This is a genomic window from Pantoea sp. X-Soil-TKNS-1207 (assembly GCF_059730485.1).
In genome coordinates this window covers 456905-476723 of record NZ_AP035959.1, presented here as the reverse complement: position 1 = coordinate 476723, position 19819 = coordinate 456905, and the positions used below count along the sequence as shown (strand labels likewise).

The window sequence follows — 19819 nt, the reverse complement described above, 5'->3', positions numbered from 1 at the left end:
CATTTTTCTCCTTATCGCACCAGTGAACCCGGATTTTTCAGGTAGTCATTGACGATGGCGTGCGCCGTCCACAGCGTCAGCGCGCTTAGCGTGATGGTGGGGTTGTAGCCGCCGTTGTTCGGATAAGAAGAGGCACCGAGTACAAACAGGTTGTGCGCATCCCAGTGCTGCTGATAGCGGTTAAGCACCGAGGTGGCGGGATCAGTTCCCATCACCGCGCCACCAATGGTGTGCGAGCTGTCATAGGCACGGAAAGGGGAGTTGTGCTTGTCAGGGAAGGCTTCGGTTTCCCAGCTGCTGGCACCCGACACGCGGCAAATATCATCAATCCGATCGCGGATAAAACGCGCCATCAGACGGTCGTTCTGGTTGTAGTCGAAGGTCAGGCGCAGCAGCGGCTGGCCGTTTTCATCGCTGTAGTTCGGGTCCAGTGACAGATACGAATCGCGATGCGAATACGAGGTGCCCTGGCCCTGGATCTTGGCGTAGTTCTGGTAACTTTTCTGGAAGGTTTTCTTCCACGCCGATCCCCACATTTTGCTGCCCGGCGGCAGGCGGTCGGTCATGCTCAGCGGTGTGCCCTGATCGGACAGCGCCTGGATGCCAGCGCCGCCGAGGAAGCCTAATCCGCTGTGGTCAAAGTTATCGCCATTGAAGTCATCAATCTGCGTTGAGAGTGCCCCGGTGGAGATGAACGGGTTCATATGTTCATTCTCGTAGTAGAGATACCCCATCGACATGGTTTGATAGTTGTAGGCGCGGCCCAGCGTGCCTTCACCCGTGGCGTGATCGTAGGCTTTACCGATTTTGGACAGCAGCAGCAGACGCACGTTATCCAGCTGGTAAGCCGACAGACAGACGATATCTGCGGGCTGGAAGCCGGTGTTGCCGTCGGAATCGCGGAAAGTCACGCCGGTGACGGTTTTGCCGTCGGCGGCTTTATCGATATGCAGCGCGGTGCATTCGGTCAGCAGGGTGAAGTTGGTACGGTCCATCAGTGCCGGAACGACGCAGATATTCGGCGATGATTTAGACCAGTTGCCGCAGCCGTAGAAACCGCAATATCCGCAGTAGGTGCAGGGCGCGAGATTGATACCTAACGGGTTGGTATAGGCTGCGCCAATGGTGCCTGCCGGGATCGGGAACGGGTGATAACCCATTTTCTCGGTGATCTGATGAAACTTGTCGTTCCAGTGAGAACGGATCAGCGGCGGGGTAGGAAATTCGTTGGTACGGCTGCCTTCGAACGGGTTGCCCCCGGCCTGTTTTTCGCCATTGATCACGCCCGCCTTGCCTGAAATCCCGGCAATTTTCTCCACGCGGTCGTAGAACGGTTCCAGTTCGGCATAGCTGACGCCCCAGTCCTGCACGATCAGGCCATCCGCCAGCTTCATGTTGTGGTAGCGATCCCGCAGGCGCGTGGCCATTTCGAAATCGGACGGGTTAAAACGCCAGGCGTTGGCAGCCCAGTGCTTACCGGCGCCACCGACGCTGAAGCCCATCTGAAAAGCGTTCCAGTCACGGGCAGGCAGGGCTTTCTGGCTGCTGTCATTACGGAAGGTGAGGGTTTCTACGCGCGGTGGCTTGAGGATCTCGCGGCGTACGCCATAGCGCAGTTCATCTGCGGCGATGGCCGGTGAGAAATTCGTTTGGGTTTGTTCCCACGGGCCGCGTTCAATGGCGACGACGTTTAATCCGGCGCGGGTCAGTTCCTCAGCCATGAGCGAACCGGCCCAGCCGAGACCGATAATCACGGCATCAGCTTTTGGTCTGGTGTAATTCATGTTTTGCCTTTTAATTATGCTTTCAGAAGGTCGATAATACTGATTGGCTCAATATTTAATTTTTGCCCTTTTAATGGCGCGTAATCCCGATAATCATAACGGGCGCCGGGAAAACCAATCATTTTCCAGCCGGACATATTGCGATTGCCGCCATATATCGGATCGGCGAGAAAACCTTCCTGCACATTAGACAGGAACTGACCAAACAAATCTTTTGACGAGAAAGTCGGATAGGTAAATTGATCCGCTTCCATTTTTTCCAGATAATTATCCTGCGCTGCCTCATCAAGGTCAGTGAATAATTTCCCCGTCAATTGATGACAATGGCTATCCAATTCCGCCAGGCCTTTGCGATAAATTTCCGCTGGCGTATAAGGCGACTGGACACCCTGGGATTCTGTACCCTTTTCAAACGGACCCTGATTGTAGCGCCAGCTGGCCTTGCCGTAATTGCCTGCCAGTTGGTTATCGAGGAACACCACGCAACCCGCCTGCGACGCGCTGATGCTCAGCTCGTCAGCCGGAATCAGCCGATCAAAAATTGCCGTGATCAGCGCCTGCTCACGTTCGGTGAGAAATAATCTTTTGGTGGGATCGGCAGGCGTGGGGGGCGGCGTTTCTTTTGCGCGCCATAGCTTGCCACCTTTTAATACATTGTCTGCCGCACCTGCGGGTTTATAAACTGATGCGGCGGTCCCTGTTGCTGCCAGAACTAATCCTGCTTTAATAAAATGCCGACGTTCCATACGATGCTCCATAGAAAAAGAGTCACCGACTACATGAAAACACGCTCACTGAAAATGGATCAGACGAGTGTTCGAATAGACAGTGTTATTTATAGGTTTAGATGGGGATAAATATGACTGATGTTGTAACGCACGCTCCTTTTAAAAAGTCCGTCATTATGATTCTGACGTAATGACGGACTCACATTTTAGGTTTTCTTTAAATGCGACTGGCGAATACGCAGTTCACCCGATTTCCACTCACCTTTTTCATCTACCGTATTCTCCAGCAGACGATTTATCGCTTCCGTGATTTGCCGATCCGCCCGCTGATCCCAACTGGTGAGATTCCAGGTCGTGGTATGCGCTTCCTCAATGTCATCAAAGCCCACCACGCCAATATGCAGCTGCGCATCAAAATCGCGCATCGCCTGGATAGCGCCAAAGGCGAGCACATCATTTTCACAGAACAACGCGTCAATCCGCTCGGCTTCCGGTGTCGCGCGTAAATAGGCCGTCATCACGTTATACGCAAGGTCACGGTTGTAGCCGCCCGCGACAAGCACCTCGTCCAGCGTCTTATCGGCGGCATCGAGACTGGCGCTATATCCTTCCATCCTCAGCAAATGGCTGGAAGCGGTATCCGGTCCTTTCATATAACCAAAACGTTGGTAACCCTGATCCAGCAGCAACTGCCCCAGCGCCTGACCCGCAGCAAAACCATCAACGTTAACCACTTCTACATCCGCGCTATCGGTAGACCTGAACACATGCACCGCGCGGATATGATGCAGCGATTTGGTAATCACCAGCAGCTCGTCACTGACGATGGTGGCGAGATAAATGATGCCATCCACCTGTAGCTGCCCGGCCATCTGCAACACCGACTGATAATTCTCTGCTGATTCAATATTCAGCAGCAACGACATATATCCCCGTTCATTGAGCTGCTGTGTCGTCTCCTTCAGCATTCTCAGGGTATGCGGGTTACTGAATTCATCCGCAACAATACCAATTATGTTGGTTTTGCGTTGTTTCAGACTCCGCGCCAGCAGGTTCGGTCTGAATCCCAGCTTGTTCGCGGCTGCCATCACTTTCTCGCGCGCCTCAGGCGAAATTGATGCGCCTGGCTTGAAAGCCCGCAACACGGTCCACTTGGAGACATCCGCCAGTCTGGCTACGTCGTCAGCCGTGGCTTTGTGTGGTTTCTCTTCTTTGTATTTTTTCATGAGTGCAATACGCAGGATTCGGAAGCATCGAACCACACAGCATAAAGCAGCCCGCTGTTATCCCCAAATCGGAATGGAATGGTTGCTGAGGTAAACCATTCCCACATCAACTGTGCTGATAACAAGATGTTGCGATTATGTTTAGCTTTGCCAACGTTGGCAAAGATCAGGGAAGTTTGAACTGCGTCACATTCAATGAATAAATCCAGCTAAATCATGCGGTTATATGGGGTCTTTTTGAGGTGTGAAGGGTGACTGCGTTAATTGTTAAAATTTGTAATTAATCCGCTTCGGCGGGCAGACGCGGATCAGGACGTTAACCAGCGGCTGGCAGAGGGCAGCAGAATGACGGATGGCGTGCTGAAGTCCTTCCGCCAGCGCATCACATACCGGGCGGCACAACGGACGATGACGCAGACCGTCGTGCAGGGTGATCCTGGTCGACAGATGCAGCGAGACCTGCTGCGGCAGTACGCGCACCCGCTGCGGTTGGCGCGTCGTCGCGCTCGCCTGGTTGCCTGCCGGAATAGTCTCCGTTCTGACTCGTTGCGGCATGGTTTATTGCGTTGTGGCGACAGTTTCGTTGCGAAAGTATTTGTGAAGCGCCTCCCAATTTGCACACTTCGTGCTCATCCCCCTATTGCTAATTGACAGCGGAAGCGTAAATTCCAACTCAACTTCACAAGTAAACGTGAATCCGTAAAGAACATCACAAGCTTTCAGAAGGATTAATCCTCATGTCGGAACTGAAATTTGCCACACGCCTGAATTCATTCGCCTCCGGGGCGCATCTTTACTGGCCAGACCTCCAGGGAAAACCCTCCGTTTTGCAGATGATCGCCCGTGCCGGAAAGGTGCAGGGCCTGACGCATCTCGATCTTAACTATCCGCAGCACATCACCAGCGATATCCCGACCATGAAGCAGGCCATTGCCGATGCGGGTCTGGCAGTCAACGGGATGCAGATGCGCTGGGACGCGCCGCAGTTCAAGATTGGCGCCTTCACCAACCCCGACGCCAAAATCCGTCGTGAAGCCATCGAGCTGACCAAACGCGGCATTGATGCCGGTCGTGAGTTTGGTTCCAGCCTGATGACCTTGTGGATGGGGCAGGACGGTTTCGATTACTGCTTCCAGGCCGACTATAAAAAGATTTGGGAAGACGCGGTCAGCGCCGTTCGTGAAGTCGCGGAATATGCGCCGGATATCGACGTCAGCATCGAATACAAACCCAACGAGCCGCGTGCTTACAGCATCTTCCCCAACGCCACCACCTGTCTGCTGGCGGTAGAAGAAGCAGGATGCCCGAACCTCGGCATCACCCTGGATTTCGCCCACGTCTTGTTTGCCAATGAGATCCCGGCCTTTGCCGCCGCGATGGTGGCACGTCGTTCCCGTCTGCTGGGGCTGGACCTGAATGATGGCTGGGGCAAACGCGATGATGGCCTGATGGCAGGTTCCGTCAATCCGCGTGCGACGCTGGAGTTCCTGTGGCAGATGCAGCGCGATGGCTACAAAGGCGCCTACTATTTTGACACCTTCCCGGACGCCAGCGGTCTTGACCCGATCCGTGAAGCCGAAATCAATATCGCCACGGTGACGCGTCTGCTTGGCTTGTGCGACAAGCTGAACAATAACGCCGCGCTGGAAGAGGCGATCAGCCGCCAGGATGCCGTGGCATCACAACAAATTGTTAATGACATCATGCTTGCGCGTTAAGCAAGCGAGACCCTGCAATAGCGTTACCTACAAAAAAAGGTCATCACAATGAAAAAACTCTTACTCTCTGCTCTTGCCTCCGCGTTGCTGTGCAGCAGCGTTTACGCCGCTACGCTGGCGCCGCTGAAGTCGGACTCCGAACCGGATCGTACCGACTGGACGCAACTGGAAAGCAAATATGGTCCGATGCCGAAAGTGGACAGCAAACTGAAAATTGGCGGCGTCTCCAAAACCCTGACTAACGAATACTGGCGCTCGCTGGGCGAGGGCTATCAGAACGTCGCGAAAAAATATGGTTTCACCGTGGCCTATCAGGCGGCGGCCAATGAAGACGATCAGCTGGGACAGCTTTCCATTGCGGAAACACTGATTTCTCAGGGCTTTAACGGACTGCTGGTATCGCCGCAAACGGATATCAACCTCGAACCCGCGCTGGAAAGTGCCAGCAGCAAAGGTATTCCGGTCGTCAACGTCAACGATGCAGTGGTGCCGAGCGCGCAGTACTACGTGGGTAACGTGCAGAAAGATAACGGCGTGCGCGTGGCGAAATGGTTTATCCAGCACCATCCGCAGGGCGGCAAAGTGGCGGTGATTGAAGGCCAGCCGGGTGTTTACGCGGCGGGTCAGCGTACTGCCGGATTTAAAGAGACGTTACAGGCCAACGGCAAGTTCGACATCGTTGCCAGCGTGCCGGCGAACTGGAGCCGTGAACAGGCATACAACGCCGCGTCCACTATCCTTCAGCAACACCCGGACCTGATTGGTTTCTATGCCAATAACGACACCATGGCGCTGGGCGTAGTAGAAGCGGTGCGCTCGCTGAATAAAGCCAATCAGGTGGCGATTTTTGGCACCGATGGCATCTCCGATGCTTACGCCTCGATTAAACGTGGCGAGCTGACCGGTACCGTTGACAGTTTCCCGGTACTCACCGGTGAGGTGGCGATGGAGGTGATGTTGCGTCTGATTGATGGCCAGAAACTGTCGCGCGTAATCGCCACGCCGCAGGCGCTGATCACCAAAGATAACGCTGATGCGTTCCAGACCAAAGATAACGCGAAGCTGCGTGAGCTGCTGGCTCAGCAGAAATAAGAGAAGCGGAGAGCGTATGGAACAGTATCGCTTAATGATGCGTGGCATCAGCAAAACCTACGGCAGCGCAGCCGCGTTACAGGATGTCGATTTTGCCGTACGGCCAGGAGAAGTTCATGCGTTGATTGGTGAGAACGGTGCGGGGAAATCCACGCTGCTCAATATCCTGTCAGGTGTACGCCCGGCTGATAACGGCGAGATCTTTGTCAACGGACAGCTGATTCAGATGAAAAATCCGCTCAGCGCACGTCACGCGGGCATCGCCATGATTCATCAGGAGTTACAACACGTTCCAGAGCTTTCCGTTGCACAAAATATGTTTCTTGGCCGCCCGCTGACCACCACCAGCGGGTTGTTCGTGAACCGTAAAGCGCAGCTGGCGCGGGCGCGCCACATTCTTAAGCAGCTGGACCCGACCATCGATCCGTCTGAGCCGATTAAGAATCTGAAGGTGTCGCAGCAGCAAATCGTCGAGATTGCGCGTGCGCTGCTGGATGAGGCAAAAATCATCGCCATGGATGAGCCAACCTCCAGTCTCACCCCGCGCGAGTTTGAGCGGCTGGCGGAACTGATTGGCGACCTTAAAGCCACCGGCGTGTCGCTGATTTATGTGTCGCACAAGATGAACGAGATTTTCCAGGTTTGCGATCGCGCCACCATTATGCGTGATGGCCGCCAGGTCGGCGTGGTGAACATCAGCGATGAGACCGAAGAGAGCATCGTGGCAAAAATGGTCGGGCGCAAAATCGAGAAGCTGGCGCACCAATCCTGGGCCACCGATCGTGAAGTGCTGCGGGTTGAGAAACTGTCGCGCGGCCATGAAATCAAACCCGCCAGCTTTAGCGTGCACGCCGGTGAGGTGCTGGGCGTCGCGGGTCTGGTCGGGGCAGGGCGTACCGAATTACTGAAGCTGATTGCCGGGATTGATAAACCCAGCGGCGGCACTATTTTTGTCAACGGCAAGGCGGTGCGCACTCACAATGTCAGCGCCGCCATCCGTGCCGGTATCGGCCTGGTGCCGGAAGATCGTAAGAAAGAAGGCATCATCAAGGCGCGTGCGGTGAAAATGAATATGGCGCTGCCTTCGATGCGTAACTTCACACTGGCGGGGGTGATCCGTAAAGCCAGACTGAATCGGGTGGCGCTGGAGGTGATGACCGATCTCAACCTGCGTCCGCTGAATGTTGAAAAAACCATCGGCACCTTAAGCGGAGGGAATCAGCAGAAGGTGATTATAGGCCGCTGGGTCGCTGCCGATGCAGAAGTGTTTTTGTTTGATGAGCCAACCCGGGGAATCGATATTGGTGCTAAATCAGAAATTTATAATCTGATAGAAAAACTAGCCCAGCAAGGCAAGGCGATTATTGTTGTCTCTTCTGAAATGACCGAAATCCTGCGAGTGTCTGACCGTGTGTTAGTGATGCGCGAAGGCGTGATTACGCGGGAATTAACCAACACGGAAATTACAGAAGAGAATATCGCCCGCTTTGCCATTAATGAAATCAAAGAAGCGGTATAACGCGAAACCTGCATTGTAAATAAAGGCTGAATTATGATGACGCAAAGTAATACCCGGCCTGCGGCTGTGCCGTCGGCATTATTAAAGTTTAATCTGCGTGACGCGGGCACGCTTATTGGTCTGCTGATTATTGTTATTACCTTTTCATTCCTGTCGCCGGTATTTTTTACCATACCGAACCTGCTGAATGTTTTGCAGCAATCTTCGATTAATGCGTTGATTGCGCTGGGTATGACGCTGGTGATTATTTCCGGCGGTATCGACTTATCCGTTGGCCCGACGGCGGCGCTGTCGGCGGTGCTGGGCGCGACTATGATGGTTTCCGGGGTACCGGTGCCGCTGGCAATTATGGCGACGCTGGGGATTGGCGCTATTTGCGGCATCTTCAGCGGTACGCTGGTGGCCTATGCCGGACTGCAACCCTTTATCGTTACCCTCGGCGGCCTGTCGTTATTTCGCGCCATCGCGCTGATTTACACCGGCGGCAACCCGGTATTTGGTATCCCGCTGGAGTTTCGCAGCATCATCAACAGCGAAGTATTTGGCGTACCAACACCGATTATTATTGTTGCGGTGATCGCCGTGGTGTTGTGGGTAGTGATGAATAAAACCCCGCTGGGTGAATATATTCTGGCCGTTGGCGGGAATGAAGAAGCGGCACGCGTAGCCGGTGTTCCGGTGAAACGCACCAAGGTGACGGTATTTGTTATCTCCGGTACCCTGGCATCGCTGGCCTCGTTGATCCTGATTGGTCGCCTCGGCGCCGCAGAGCCAACCATTGGTAACCTGTGGGAGCTGGATGCCATTGCCGCTGCGGCAATTGGCGGCGCCTCGCTGATGGGCGGCAAGGGCAGTATCTTCGGCACCATTATCGGCGCCATCATCCTCGGCGCGTTGCGTAATGGATTGACTCTGCTCAATATTCAGGCTTTCTATCAATTGCTTGCGACTGGGCTGATCATTATCATAGCGATGTTGATTGACCGGGCGACACGAGGCAGGTAATGAAGCAAGATCCGCGAGCCATTGGCGCTCAAATCCGTATGCGCCTCCCCCAACTTACCCCGCTGGAACGGCGGGTGGTGGAGGCGATAATTGCCAGAACCGACATTACAGAATTGACTTCGTTGCAGGAAATCGCCGAAGAAAATAATGTATCACAGGCAATGATTGTTAAAATTGCGAAGAAACTTAACTTTACGGGTTTTCGTAATTTCAGGACCGGACTGATTTATTATAATCAGTCGGAAGTTGCAGGGTTGCATGCGGAAATTGAGCCGGATGATTCGTCGGAGCAATTGCTGGCGAAAGTATTCAGAACGTCAATTCAGGCGATTGAAGAGACTATGTCAATTCTGGATATTTCACAGTTTAATCGCGCGGCAGATATTTTATTTAAAGCGCGTCATATCGATCTCTACGCGGTGGGCGGTTCCGCCGCAGTAGCGCGTGATTTATCACATAAGCTACTTAAGATCGGCGTGAAATCATCCGCCTATGACGATGCCCATATTATGCTGATGTCAGCCGCCGTATTATCGGATAACGATGTGGTGATCGCGATTAGCCATTCCGGTGCGACACGCGCGGTGAATGACCCGATTAAACTGGCCGCACGTAATGGGGCAAAAGTTATCGTTATCACCAATTATGCCGAGTCGCCTATTGCGCGAAATGCGCATGTGGTTCTCACATCAACTTCTCAGGGATCGCATTTGCTTGGGGAAAATGCCGCGTCACGTATCGCCCAGCTAAATATTCTGGATGCGTTATTTGTCGCCATTGCGAAAAAAGATTTGGATCTGGCGGAAAAAAATCTGATGAAAACCCAACATGCGGTTCAGGATCTGCGGGATTATTAACCCATGAAGACTATTGTTGTTGCCGGCAGTCTGCACTACGACATTATGCTGGATGCCCATCATCGCCCGGAAAAAGGCGAAACCGTTATCGGTAGCGGATGTCGCTACAAATTTGGCGGCAAAGGGGGCAATCAGGCGATGGCAGCAGCCTGCACTGGCGCACCGGTTCGTTTTGTCGGCGCGGTGGGCGATGATGCCCAGGGCGATTTTCTGCTGGCGACGTTACAGCAGGGCGGTGTGGATATCAGCCAGGTGGCGCGGCTCGCCGGGATGCCCTCCGGCATGAGCGTGGCGATTACCGATGCAGAAGGGGATTACGGCGCTGTCGTGGTCTCCAATGCTAACCTGCATATTGATGTCAGCGCGCTGGCGGCGGAGCAGCTTTGGGAAAACGCCGGGTTGTTGATCCTGCAAAACGAGATCCCCGAAGCGGTTAACCTGCAACTGGCGCAGCAGGCGCAGCAACAACAGATTCCGGTCTGTATTAACGCGGCACCGGCCAGAACTATCAGCGCTGCGCTGGCGGCCTGTATCGATCTGCTGATCGTCAATGCGGTGGAAGCGCGGGATATGTGCGGCATCGACGTTAACGATTTAACCTCGGCACGGCAGGCCGCGACGGCGCTGGCGCAACAATTCAGACAGGTCGTGGTGACGGCGGGCGAGCATGGCGTAGCGTTTTGCCAGCAGGGTGATGCGGTGCAAAGTCTGCCTGCCATCCCGGTGAAACTGGTCAGCACCCACGGCGCAGGCGACTGTTTTGTCGGTGTCTTGTGTCATGCGCTGCTCAATCAGGATGCGTTGGCGCAGGCAGTGGAAAAAGCCAATCGCGCTGCCGCGCAGCACGTCTCGCAACCTCATTAAGACTAAAGCACGGTGGCGCTGATCAACTTCCAGCGCCACCCGATCTCAGGCGTTAAATCTGTGCCATACCGCCGTCAACGAACAACTCAGTGGCGTTGATAAAGCTGGAGTCATCTGAAGCCAGGAACGCCACCACTTTACCAATCTCTTCCGGCTCGCCGAGGCGACCCAACGGTACCTGCGCGGCCAGCGCATCAAACAATCCCTGACGCTGATCTTCACTTACCAGCTCGCCCAGGCCTGGAGTACGAATCGGGCCAGGGCTGACCACGTTGATACGGATGCCACGTTCTTTCACATCCAGCGCCCAGGAGCGGGCAAAGTTGCGCACCGCAGCTTTACTGGCGCTGTAGACGCTAAATCCGGCGGTACCCTGAATCGAGGTGGTGGAGGCGGTGAGGATCACCGAAGCCTTATCGCTCAGCAGCGGCAGCGCCTTCTGCACGGTAAACAGCACGCCACGTACGTTGGTGCCGAAGATACGGTCAAAATGTTCTTCGGTGATGCTGCCCAGCGCCTGCATATCCCCGCCACCGGCGTTGGCAAACAGGATATCGAGGCGGCCAGCCTGGCGGGCGATTTGCGCATAAACCGCGTCGAGGTCGCTCAGACGCGCTGCGTCAGCACGGATGCCGGTAGCGGCTGCGCCGATGCTGGCGACGGCAGCATCCAGTTCCGCCTGACGGCGGCCGGTGATAAATACTTGTGCGCCTTGCGCGGCCAGCGTTTTCGCTGATGCCAGACCAATACCTGAGGTGCCGCCAGTAACCAGTGCAATTTTACCTTTCAGTGATGCGTTCATGATTGTCTCTCCAGATTAAATGTTTAAGTGAGTTATCACTGCCGAACTCAGCGTGTCGTGCAGTGCATGGGTGCAATGTAACGCTGCGGCGTTTACTGATAAATCGTGTAAAATGAAAAGGACTATTCATGGTTGTGGATAATAGCGGGAGATCAGATGGATCAACTGATGGCAATCCGGGCGTTTGCCCGTGTGGTGGAAGCCGGGAATTTTACCCGTGCGGCAGATTCTCTCGATATGCCCAACGCCACGCTAAGCAAGATGGTGCAGGAGCTGGAGGCGCATCTGGGCATCCGTTTGTTACAACGCACCACCCGACGCGTCACGGTGACGGCGGAAGGGCGGGATTACTATGAGAAAGCGCTGCGCATCGTGCGTGACCTGGAAGATATCGACGCCTCGTTTAACGTCGTCAGCAGCCGCCTGCGCGGGCAGCTGCGGGTTGATGTCGGTGGTTCGACGGCGCGGGATGTGTTGATCCCGGCGTTACCGGACTTTCTCGCCCGCTATCCTGATATTCGTATCGATCTGGGGGTGTCGGACCGCGCGGTCGATTTGATTAGCGACAACGTTGACTGCGTGATCCGCGGCGGGCCGCTGAGCGACTCTTCGCTGATTGCGCGTCCTATTGGCAACGCCACCCTGATCACCTGCGCCACGCCGGGGTATCTGAAAGCCTTTGGTATGCCTGCCTACCCGGAGGAGTTGAAAAACGGTCACCGGCTGGTGAGCTATCTGTCGTCGCAAACCGGACGCCCCTTTCCGTTTCGCTTTGCGCGCAATGGCGAAAAGAGCGAGATCAAAACCGAACATCGCATTGGCGTGAATGAAAGCAACGCGCATCTGGCAGCGGCCGTGGCGGGGTTGGGGATTATTCAGACCTTTACCTATGCGGCAGCAGAAGCGCTGCGCAGCGGGGCGCTGGTGGAGATACTCGCGCCGTGGCGGCCTGCGGCCTATCCGTTTCATGTGGTCTATCCGCAAAACCGCCATGTAACTCAGCGGCTGCGGGTGTTTATTGACTGGCTGATTGCGGAGTTCCCGCAGCGTCTCAGGCCGTGATGCTTAGTGCTTGCGGTTACTGCTGTCGCCGCCGTCGCGGAAGATGTGGGTTACGTTATTACGATCCTGCATCGGAATCGCGTTGCTTTCGTCACGCATCTTAAGATTGCGGCGCACTTCAGCCATTGCGGTGGTGATTGCGCGGGAGCGGTCGTCCTGGGTTTCCTCCGCGGCCATTTGCCGCAGCTGCGCCAGCAGCGCTTTGCTGCTGACGGGCGCATTGCTATGCAGCAACGCCAGCACCGCATCGCCCATGACGATATCAACAAGTTTTTCCTGGTTTTCTTTATTCATGACTCAATACCCGGTTATTCATCGCACGACAGCAACAACGTCATGCGATGAATAAACACGCAAATAGCGGGCCGGCAACGATCGTGATTAACGACCAAACAGCAGGCCGATCAGCTCATGATAATGTCTTTCTTCTTCTGGGGTAGAGCACAGCTCAAGGCGACGCACCAGCTTGGTACATAATGATTTGCGGTTAAGACTTTTACCGGACCGCAGGATCTCCACCACAATCTGGCCGAGAGTTTCCTGCTGCGAAGGCAGCGAGGCTTGCGTAAAATAACGCGCAATATCGTCGGAGGTGCTGGAGAGAGAGTTGTTCTGACGCATAGTTCCACCCTCAAAATTAAGGTTTAAAAGTGTCCATTCTGGACCATGCAAAGCTGTACAGATTAAAAAAGCCTGTACAGGAATGTAATAATGAACCTGACTGCTTTTGTGGCAAAAAGTGCTGCGAGTGAATAATCAGTGGGTTATGGGAACTTTCCGAAGTCCCCATTTCCCGCGTTTAGGGCCGTCTGAACAGCGCGATGCTGCGGCCTTCCAGATCGAAATCCTTCTCTCGGGTGATGACTAATCCCTGGCGATCGCTGTCGCAGGTGGTGAGTTCCAGCACCCAGCCGCCTTCACCGAATTGCGGGATGCGGAACGGAACCGGACCTTCAAAGGGATTGAATAGCATCAGCACATCGTGCCAGATGTCGGGTGTGGTTTGCAGGTCGGCACGGCCAATGTAGACGCCCAGCGTGGTGCCTTCGTCCCAGTGTTCCGGCAGCTGGAAACCGCCACCGGCATTGAACCACTTGATCTCCATACCATCACGCCAGTTTTCGCGGCGCAGCAGCGGCTGGCGGGTGCGCAGCGCAATCAGATGCCGGGTGAACTCACGCAGTTGATCAGCGCTGGCGGGGAGGTTATCCCAGTGTACCCACGAAATTTCACTGTCCTGACAATAGCCGTTGTTATTGCCGAGCTGGCTGCGACCGAACTCGTCACCCGCCAGCAGCATCGGCGTGCCGTGCGAGAACAGCAGCGTGGTGAGGAAATTACGTTTCTGCCGTTCGCGCACCTTGTTGATCTGCTCATCATCGGTCGGGCCTTCCGCGCCGTAGTTGCAGGAACGGTTATCGTTATGGCCGTCGTTGTTATCTTCGCCGTTGGCGTCGTTGTGCTTCTCGTTGTACGAAACCAGATCGTTAAGGGTGAAGCCGTCATGGGCGGTGATAAAGTTGATGCTGGCCCACGGGCGACGCCCGCGCTGGTCGTAAAGGTCACCGGAACCGAGCAGGCGCGCGGCAAAATCGCTGGAAACGTTGTCGCCATGCCAGTATTCGCGCACCGTGTCGCGGTATTTATCGTTCCACTCGGCCCAGCCCGGCGGAAAGCTGCCCACCTGATAGCCGCCTGGCCCGATATCCCAGGGTTCACCGATCAGCTTCAGTTTGCCCAGCAACGGATCCTGAGTCATGGCGTCGAAGAAGCCGCCGCGCGGGTCAAAACCGCCCGGTTCACGACCGAGAATGGTGCCGAGATCAAAGCGAAAACCATCGATATGCATCGATTCTGCCCAGTAACGTAGCGAATCCATGATCATCTGCAACACGCGCGGATGGGAGGTGTTGACGGTGTTGCCGGTGCCGGTATCGTTAACGTAATAACGGTGATTGTCGGCCAGGGTGCGGTAATAGGAAAAGTTATCGATGCCTTTAAACGACAGCGTGGGGCCGAGTTCGTTGCCCTCCGCCGTGTGGTTGTAAACCACATCGAGGATCACCTCAATGCCCGCATCATGCAGCGCCCGCACCATGTCGCGAAAACCCTGCACGCCGCGCGGTCCGAAATAGCGTGAGGCGGGGGCGAAGAAGCTGAGCGTGTTATAGCCCCAGAAGTTTTTCAGCCCTTTATCCAGCAGATGCTGGTCGTCGGGAAACCAGTGCACCGGCAACAGCTCCACCGAGGTGATACCGAGGCTTTTGAGGTAATCCACCGTGGCTTTATGCGCCATCCCCTCATAGGTGCCGCGCAGCGGCTGCGGGATCGCCTGATTCAGCTGGGTAAAACCTTTGACGTGCGTTTCATAAATGATGGCGTTGGCCCAGGGAATGGACGGGCGGTTTTGATCCTGCCAGTCAAACTCGGTGGTATCGATAACCCGGCATTTTGGCGTGAAGGGCGCGCTGTCGCGCGTGTCAAAGGTCAGGTCTTTGTCTTCATGATGCAGGTCGTAGGCGAAATGCGCCTCATTCCAGCGGATATCCCCGGCGAGGTCGCGGGCGTAAGGGTCGAGCAGCAGTTTATGCGGGTTAAACCGGTGTCCATTTTCGGGTTCAAACGGGCCATGCACGCGATAGCCGTACAACGCCCCGGCTTTCAGACCCGGCACATACCCGTGCCACACCTCGTGGGTATATTCCGGGAGATCGAATCGCGCGATTTCATGGCGACCGCTCGGATCATACAGGCAGAGTTCAACCCGCTGCGCATGCGCTGAGAACAGCGCGAAATTTACCCCTTCACCATCATAATTGGCACCCAGCGGGTAGCTGTAACCGGCAGTGATGACCAGCGACGTATCTTTAGACATGTATCCCTCTCCATCCAGTGAACAGAATTTTTGCCCGATCGTTGTTGCGGTGCGAAGCCATCAGCCACTCAGCAGCACCAGCCAGGGGGCGTCATCAGTCAGACTATCGGTCAAAGAAATTTCTGCGCCGCTGAGGACATTACGGTAGCGGCGATGGGCGAGCGGCGCGGGCAGGGGGATATGGCGCGCCTCAGGTGAACTCAGCGGCAGGCGGGGAACAACGACGATCAGCGCCTTATCCTGATCGGTACGGGCAAAGGCGATGACCTGGTGGCTGCTGGCCGCCAGCGGCAGATAATCACCGTGACGAAACAGCTGCGGCTGTTGCTGGCGCAGGTGCAGCAGGGTGCTGATCACCCGCTGTTTGCGCTGACCATACTGCTCCGACTGCCCGGCCAGCATCTGTGCCAGCTGGTCAAAGTCGGGCGGCAGACGGTTATCGGGATCGACCAGGCTAAAATTGAGCGCTTCGCTGCCCTGGTAGATATCCGGCACGCCGGGGGCCGTCAGTTTGATAATGCTCTGGCTCAGGCTGTTGATCAGTCCGGCGTGGATAAAGGGTTGTAACGTGGCGGTGAAATCCTGCAAAAACGCCTGATTAGACGGATCCAGCAGCTGGCGGGCATAGGCCAGCACCGCGTCTTCATAGGGCTGATTGATATCAGCCCAGTCGGTGCGCAGTTTCGCCTCGCGCAGCGCTTTTTCGACAAACGGCAGAAAACGTGCGGCCAGCGCCTGCAACCCGTCGGCGTCATCCTGCTTCAGCGTCACCGGCCACGCGCCCGCCAGCGCCTGATACAGCATCCACTCCACCGCCGGTTCCGGGGCCGGACCGTCGCTTAACGTCACGACCTGCGCCTGCTGCAACCGCCGCCAGCGGGCAACGGCCGTGGCCCAGCGCTCCGGGGCTTCGCTCAGGGTATACAGGCGGGCGCGCGCATCCTCGCCGCGCTTGGTATCGTGGGTGGCGGTGGTGGAGAGGCCCTCTGGCTGCTGCTGCTGACGCGCCTGCATCGCCGCATGAAAATGCGCCAGCGAAAAATGCTGCGGCAGCGGTTCGGCGCCCACTTCATTTAACGCCAGCGCTGCGCCGTAGCGGAAGAACAGGGTATCTTCCACCGATTTCGCCATCAGCGGTCCGCTCAGCTGCTGAAAACGCGTGCGGAACAGCGCGGTTTTCCCGTCGGCGGGGCCATGAAATAAGTCAGTCACCCGGTCGATCGCGCTGGCGTTCACCTGGCCGCTCACCTGTTGCAGCAGCTGGTTATCGGCGGCAGGCAGGCCCTTGGCGGTGGCGTAGGTACGGTATACCGGAAACGCCGCCAGCAGTTCGCGCAGCGCGTTACGCAACTCAGGCTCGCTCAGCGACGCCGCGGAAATCTCCTGCGCCAGTGCCAGCAGACGGGTGAACTCCCCCTCGAAGTTGCGATCGGCCATCAACAGTTTGGCGGCACGCAGTTCCTGCGCCAGCGCCAGCGGCTGGCCCAGCACCGCATCATAAGCCTGACGCAAACGGTCAAGCTGGTCGCCGTCGACCAGCGCCTGCGCCAGTGCGGCGATAAATTCATAACCGGTCGTGCCGGACACCGGCCAGTCCGCCGCCAGCTGCTCGCCAGCGCCGAGGATTTTTTCCACCGTGATATAGCAATCCGGCCCGGCCTGCTGGCGCAGACGGTTCAGATAACCTTTGGGATCGGCCAGCCCGTCAACGTGATCGATGCGCAGGCCATCCACCGCGCCGCTGTGCACCAGGGCAAGGATCAGCCGATGCGTGTCATCAAATACCGCCTCGTCCTCGACGCGTACCCCCACCAGACCGGTGATTTCAAAGAAGCGACGATAGGAGAGATCGCGCGGCGCATCGCGCCAGCTCATTAAACGCCAGGGCTGACGACTGTGCAGGGTGGCGATATCCGCCTTGTGGCGTAGATCCAGTCCCTGCCAGCTGTCCGGCGAGAGTGGGTAAAGATTGTCGTAGTAGGCCAGCGCCGGTTGGCCGCTGAGCGGATCGGGCCGGACGGTGATGTCACCGTTATCCAGCGCCGCGGCAAAATCATCCCCGAGAAACGGCAGCGTCAGCGGACGCGACCAGTCAATGTCGAAATGGCGCGCGTAGCGGCTCTGCGCGCCATGTTCGATCACATCACGCCACCACGGGTTTTCCAGCGAGGCCGCCATATGATTGGGAACGATATCGAGGATCAGCCCCAGCCCGGCATTTTTCAGCGTCTGCACCAGACGATCAAAACCTTCACGACCGCCCAGTACCGGGTCGATCTGGTTGGCATCGGTGACGTCATAGCCGTGGGTCGAGTCGCGGGTAGCGGTGAAAATTGGTGACGCGTAAAGATGACTGACGCCGAGGCGTTGCAGATAAGGGACCAGCGCGCAGGCGCGGTCAAAGGTCATGCCTTCGCGGAACTGGAGGCGGTAGGTTGCGGTTGGAATCGTCATGCCTTATCTCCCTTTGCCAGACGCACGATAAGCGCATCCGGCGGCAGCGAATCGGTCGCCTGCGGCCAGGCAAACAGCGTCTCGCCCGGCATCGCTGGCAGCGGTTGGGTTGCGGCGCCGATATTCAGCGCCAGCGACAGGGTGCCGAGCGGGAAACGCCAGCTGACGGCCACATATCCCTCTGCCGTGGCGATCACGCTGCCGCTATTGCCGCGCGCGCTGCTCAGCAACGGCACCACATGCTGCTGACGCAACGCCAGCAGCTGCCGGGTCAGCGCCAGCCACGCCTGGCCGTCCTGGCTGGCCGGTTTCGACCAATCGAGTTTTGACTGTTCAAAGGTGCTGAGGGCGTTCGGGTCCGGCACGCTTTCCCCTTCATGCCCGGCATGGCCGGCGAATTCACGCGCGCGGCCCTCGCGTACAGCGGTGGCGAGATCGCCATGGAAATCGGTGAAAAAGAGAAACGGCTGGGTTTCGCCATACTCTTCGCCCATAAACAGCAGCGGGATATGCGGGGAGAGCAGCAGCGTAGCGAGCAGCAGCCGGGTGCGTTCGGCTCCGGCGAGGCTAATCAGCCGTTCGCCGTGGGCGCGATTGCCGACCTGATCGTGGTTCTGGATAAAATCGACAAAGGCCACCGGCGGCTGACTGGCGCTGCTGACGCCGCGCGGTTCGCCGCTGTGGGGCGACACCTCGCCCTGCCAGGCAAAGCCTTCGGTGAGAATGCGTGCGAGGTGTTTTTCCGGCTGACTGGCGAAATCCTGGTAATAAGCGTGGGTTTCACCGGTGGCAAACACATGGATGGCGTTGTGGAAATCGTCGTTCCACTCGCCGGTGAACAGCGGCGCAGAACCATCGGCGGCGCGCGGATGGAGGAAGATGACGTTGCGGCTGTCTTCGGTGGTGAGGTGGATCGGCCGGTCGGTCACGGTGGCCCGAATGCGCTCAGCGATCTCAATCAGGACGTGTTTTTTCGCCGCATCCTTTATCTGGTCGATGGCGTCGAAGCGCAGACCGTCGAGGTGAAACTCGGTCAGCCAGTACAGCGGGGCTTCGACGATATAACGCCGGGCCGCATCGACATCATAGGCAATGCCTGCGCCCCACGGCGTCATCCGCGCCTTATCAAAGAAGTCCGGCGCCAGCAGCGGCAGATAGTTGCCTTCCGGCCCAAAGTGGTTCAGCACGATATCCAGTACCACCGAGATGCCGAGTCCGTGCGCGGCATCGACGAACGCGCGGAAATCATCCGGGGTGCCATAGGCGGCATGGGGCGCATACAGCAGCACGCCGTCGTAACCCCAGCCACGGTTGCCGCCAAACTGCGACACCGGCAGCAATTCGATCATGGTGATACCCAGCTCCGCCAGCCACGGCAGTTTAGCGATCGCCGCCTGAAAGGTGCCCGGTGCGGTGAAGGTGCCGATATGCAGCTCGTAAACCACGCTCTCTTCCCACGGACGTCCCGACCAGCTGCGGTGCTGCCACGCGTATTGGCTGGGATCGACCACCAGGGACGGACCGCCAACCTCGTTCAGCTGAGCGCGTGAGGCGGGGTCCGGCACCAGGGTGCCATCGGCCAGCAGATACTGATATGGGGTGCCGGGAGCAAGGCCGGATGCCTGCCATTCAAACCAGCCATCGCCGCAGGGCGTCATCGGCTGGTCATGGCCGGGAAGGCGAAGCGTAACCCGGTCATGGCCCGAGGCCCAGAGACGAAAACGCACACTGCCATCAGGCGCACAGGTTGCGCCCCAGTGGGTAGAAAAGGAACTGGACTCCATTTTATGGCCTCGCTTAATCCAGAAGTGAGCAATTAACGACGTCGCGCAG

17 protein-coding genes are annotated in these 19819 nt (G+C 56.8%); 7 read left to right on the top strand and 10 right to left on the bottom strand.

Annotated elements, in window-relative coordinates; translation table 11 throughout:
* Positions 1-11: 11 nt before the first annotated feature.
* From AC6I8V_RS22365 to AC6I8V_RS22350, 4 genes are all read right to left on the bottom strand, one after another.
* Entirely contained in the window at positions 12-1784 is a 1773-nt protein-coding gene (locus AC6I8V_RS22365; RefSeq protein WP_497846004.1) for a GMC family oxidoreductase, read from the bottom strand.
* 14 nt (positions 1785-1798) lie between these two features.
* Positions 1799-2530: a gluconate 2-dehydrogenase subunit 3 family protein gene (locus AC6I8V_RS22360; RefSeq protein ID WP_497846003.1), complete on the bottom strand. Its 732-nt coding sequence runs from the start codon at positions 2528-2530 to the stop codon at positions 1799-1801.
* Between the two features lie 188 nt (positions 2531-2718).
* Positions 2719-3738, bottom strand: a complete 1020-nt coding sequence (locus AC6I8V_RS22355; RefSeq protein ID WP_497846002.1) for a LacI family DNA-binding transcriptional regulator — start codon at positions 3736-3738, stop codon at positions 2719-2721.
* 267 nt (positions 3739-4005) lie between these two features.
* A complete protein-coding gene (locus tag AC6I8V_RS22350; protein WP_497846001.1) occupies positions 4006-4293 on the bottom strand; it encodes a hypothetical protein in 288 nt (95 codons plus the stop codon).
* Positions 4294-4475: 182 nt separating this feature from the next.
* Between AC6I8V_RS22350 and AC6I8V_RS22345 the strand changes: the two genes are divergently transcribed.
* From AC6I8V_RS22345 to AC6I8V_RS22320, 6 genes are read left to right on the top strand one after another with little or no spacing between them, the layout of a single operon-like run.
* Positions 4476-5456 (top strand): TIM barrel protein, encoded by a 981-nt coding sequence (locus AC6I8V_RS22345; RefSeq protein WP_497846000.1) that lies wholly within the window; start codon positions 4476-4478, stop codon positions 5454-5456.
* Positions 5457-5504: 48 nt separating this feature from the next.
* Complete coding sequence (locus tag AC6I8V_RS22340; protein WP_497845999.1) at positions 5505-6548, top strand: sugar ABC transporter substrate-binding protein; 1044 nt, start codon at positions 5505-5507, stop codon at positions 6546-6548.
* A gap of 16 nt (positions 6549-6564) precedes the next feature.
* A complete protein-coding gene (locus AC6I8V_RS22335; protein ID WP_497845998.1) occupies positions 6565-8067 on the top strand; it encodes a sugar ABC transporter ATP-binding protein in 1503 nt (500 codons plus the stop codon).
* Positions 8068-8100: 33 nt separating this feature from the next.
* The gene (locus tag AC6I8V_RS22330; RefSeq protein WP_497845997.1) at positions 8101-9072 is read left to right on the top strand and encodes an ABC transporter permease; all 972 of its coding nucleotides are present in this window, start codon (positions 8101-8103) and stop codon (positions 9070-9072) included.
* Entirely contained in the window at positions 9072-9929 is an 858-nt protein-coding gene (locus AC6I8V_RS22325) for a MurR/RpiR family transcriptional regulator (protein ID WP_497845996.1), read from the top strand. The genes AC6I8V_RS22330 and AC6I8V_RS22325 overlap by 1 nt, the downstream gene beginning before the upstream one ends.
* A gap of 3 nt (positions 9930-9932) precedes the next feature.
* A complete protein-coding gene (locus tag AC6I8V_RS22320) occupies positions 9933-10793 on the top strand; it encodes a ribokinase (RefSeq protein WP_497845995.1) in 861 nt (286 codons plus the stop codon).
* A gap of 52 nt (positions 10794-10845) precedes the next feature.
* Here the strand turns inward: AC6I8V_RS22320 and AC6I8V_RS22315 are convergent, their stop codons facing one another.
* A complete protein-coding gene (locus AC6I8V_RS22315; protein WP_497845994.1) occupies positions 10846-11595 on the bottom strand; it encodes an SDR family NAD(P)-dependent oxidoreductase in 750 nt (249 codons plus the stop codon).
* A 156-nt stretch (positions 11596-11751) separates the two neighbouring features.
* Here AC6I8V_RS22315 and AC6I8V_RS22310 point away from each other — a divergent pair, with 156 nt between their 5' ends.
* Complete coding sequence (locus tag AC6I8V_RS22310; protein ID WP_497845993.1) at positions 11752-12657, top strand: LysR family transcriptional regulator; 906 nt, start codon at positions 11752-11754, stop codon at positions 12655-12657.
* A gap of 3 nt (positions 12658-12660) precedes the next feature.
* On the opposite strand, the gene AC6I8V_RS22305 is transcribed toward AC6I8V_RS22310, so the two are convergent.
* From AC6I8V_RS22305 to treZ, 5 genes are all read right to left on the bottom strand, one after another.
* Entirely contained in the window at positions 12661-12951 is a 291-nt protein-coding gene (locus AC6I8V_RS22305) for a hypothetical protein (RefSeq protein WP_497845992.1), read from the bottom strand.
* Between the two features lie 87 nt (positions 12952-13038).
* On the bottom strand, positions 13039-13278 hold the full coding sequence (ycgZ, locus tag AC6I8V_RS22300; RefSeq protein ID WP_497845991.1) for a regulatory protein YcgZ: 240 nt from the start codon (positions 13276-13278) through the stop codon (positions 13039-13041).
* Between the two features lie 178 nt (positions 13279-13456).
* Positions 13457-15532 carry a glycogen debranching protein GlgX gene (gene glgX, locus AC6I8V_RS22295; protein WP_497845990.1) on the bottom strand — a complete coding sequence of 692 codons (2076 nt, stop codon included), beginning with the start codon at positions 15530-15532 and terminating at the stop codon, positions 13457-13459.
* A 60-nt stretch (positions 15533-15592) separates the two neighbouring features.
* A complete protein-coding gene (gene treY, locus AC6I8V_RS22290) occupies positions 15593-17986 on the bottom strand; it encodes a malto-oligosyltrehalose synthase (protein ID WP_497845989.1) in 2394 nt (797 codons plus the stop codon).
* Positions 17983-19770 carry a malto-oligosyltrehalose trehalohydrolase gene (gene treZ / locus AC6I8V_RS22285; protein WP_497845988.1) on the bottom strand — a complete coding sequence of 596 codons (1788 nt, stop codon included), beginning with the start codon at positions 19768-19770 and terminating at the stop codon, positions 17983-17985. The genes treY and treZ overlap by 4 nt, the downstream gene beginning before the upstream one ends.
* Positions 19771-19819 lie beyond the last annotated feature (49 nt).

What these genes read in the sequence shown, in the direction of transcription:
- treZ (WP_497845988.1), bottom strand. Translation starts at nt 19,770, where the DNA reads ATGGAGTCCAGTTCCTTTTCTACCCACTGGGGCGCAACCTGTGCGCCT.
- AC6I8V_RS22365 (WP_497846004.1), bottom strand. Translation starts at nt 1,784, where the DNA reads ATGAATTACACCAGACCAAAAGCTGATGCCGTGATTATCGGTCTCGGC.
- AC6I8V_RS22305 (WP_497845992.1), bottom strand. Translation starts at nt 12,951, where the DNA reads ATGAATAAAGAAAACCAGGAAAAACTTGTTGATATCGTCATGGGCGAT.
- AC6I8V_RS22350 (WP_497846001.1), bottom strand. Translation starts at nt 4,293, where the DNA reads ATGCCGCAACGAGTCAGAACGGAGACTATTCCGGCAGGCAACCAGGCG.
- ycgZ (WP_497845991.1), bottom strand. Translation starts at nt 13,278, where the DNA reads ATGCGTCAGAACAACTCTCTCTCCAGCACCTCCGACGATATTGCGCGT.
- treY (WP_497845989.1), bottom strand. Translation starts at nt 17,986, where the DNA reads ATGACGATTCCAACCGCAACCTACCGCCTCCAGTTCCGCGAAGGCATG.
- glgX (WP_497845990.1), bottom strand. Translation starts at nt 15,532, where the DNA reads ATGTCTAAAGATACGTCGCTGGTCATCACTGCCGGTTACAGCTACCCG.
- AC6I8V_RS22325 (WP_497845996.1), top strand. Translation starts at nt 9,072, where the DNA reads ATGAAGCAAGATCCGCGAGCCATTGGCGCTCAAATCCGTATGCGCCTC.
- AC6I8V_RS22360 (WP_497846003.1), bottom strand. Translation starts at nt 2,530, where the DNA reads ATGGAACGTCGGCATTTTATTAAAGCAGGATTAGTTCTGGCAGCAACA.
- AC6I8V_RS22335 (WP_497845998.1), top strand. Translation starts at nt 6,565, where the DNA reads ATGGAACAGTATCGCTTAATGATGCGTGGCATCAGCAAAACCTACGGC.
- AC6I8V_RS22345 (WP_497846000.1), top strand. Translation starts at nt 4,476, where the DNA reads ATGTCGGAACTGAAATTTGCCACACGCCTGAATTCATTCGCCTCCGGG.
- AC6I8V_RS22310 (WP_497845993.1), top strand. Translation starts at nt 11,752, where the DNA reads ATGGATCAACTGATGGCAATCCGGGCGTTTGCCCGTGTGGTGGAAGCC.
- AC6I8V_RS22330 (WP_497845997.1), top strand. Translation starts at nt 8,101, where the DNA reads ATGATGACGCAAAGTAATACCCGGCCTGCGGCTGTGCCGTCGGCATTA.
- AC6I8V_RS22355 (WP_497846002.1), bottom strand. Translation starts at nt 3,738, where the DNA reads ATGAAAAAATACAAAGAAGAGAAACCACACAAAGCCACGGCTGACGAC.
- AC6I8V_RS22320 (WP_497845995.1), top strand. Translation starts at nt 9,933, where the DNA reads ATGAAGACTATTGTTGTTGCCGGCAGTCTGCACTACGACATTATGCTG.
- AC6I8V_RS22340 (WP_497845999.1), top strand. Translation starts at nt 5,505, where the DNA reads ATGAAAAAACTCTTACTCTCTGCTCTTGCCTCCGCGTTGCTGTGCAGC.
- AC6I8V_RS22315 (WP_497845994.1), bottom strand. Translation starts at nt 11,595, where the DNA reads ATGAACGCATCACTGAAAGGTAAAATTGCACTGGTTACTGGCGGCACC.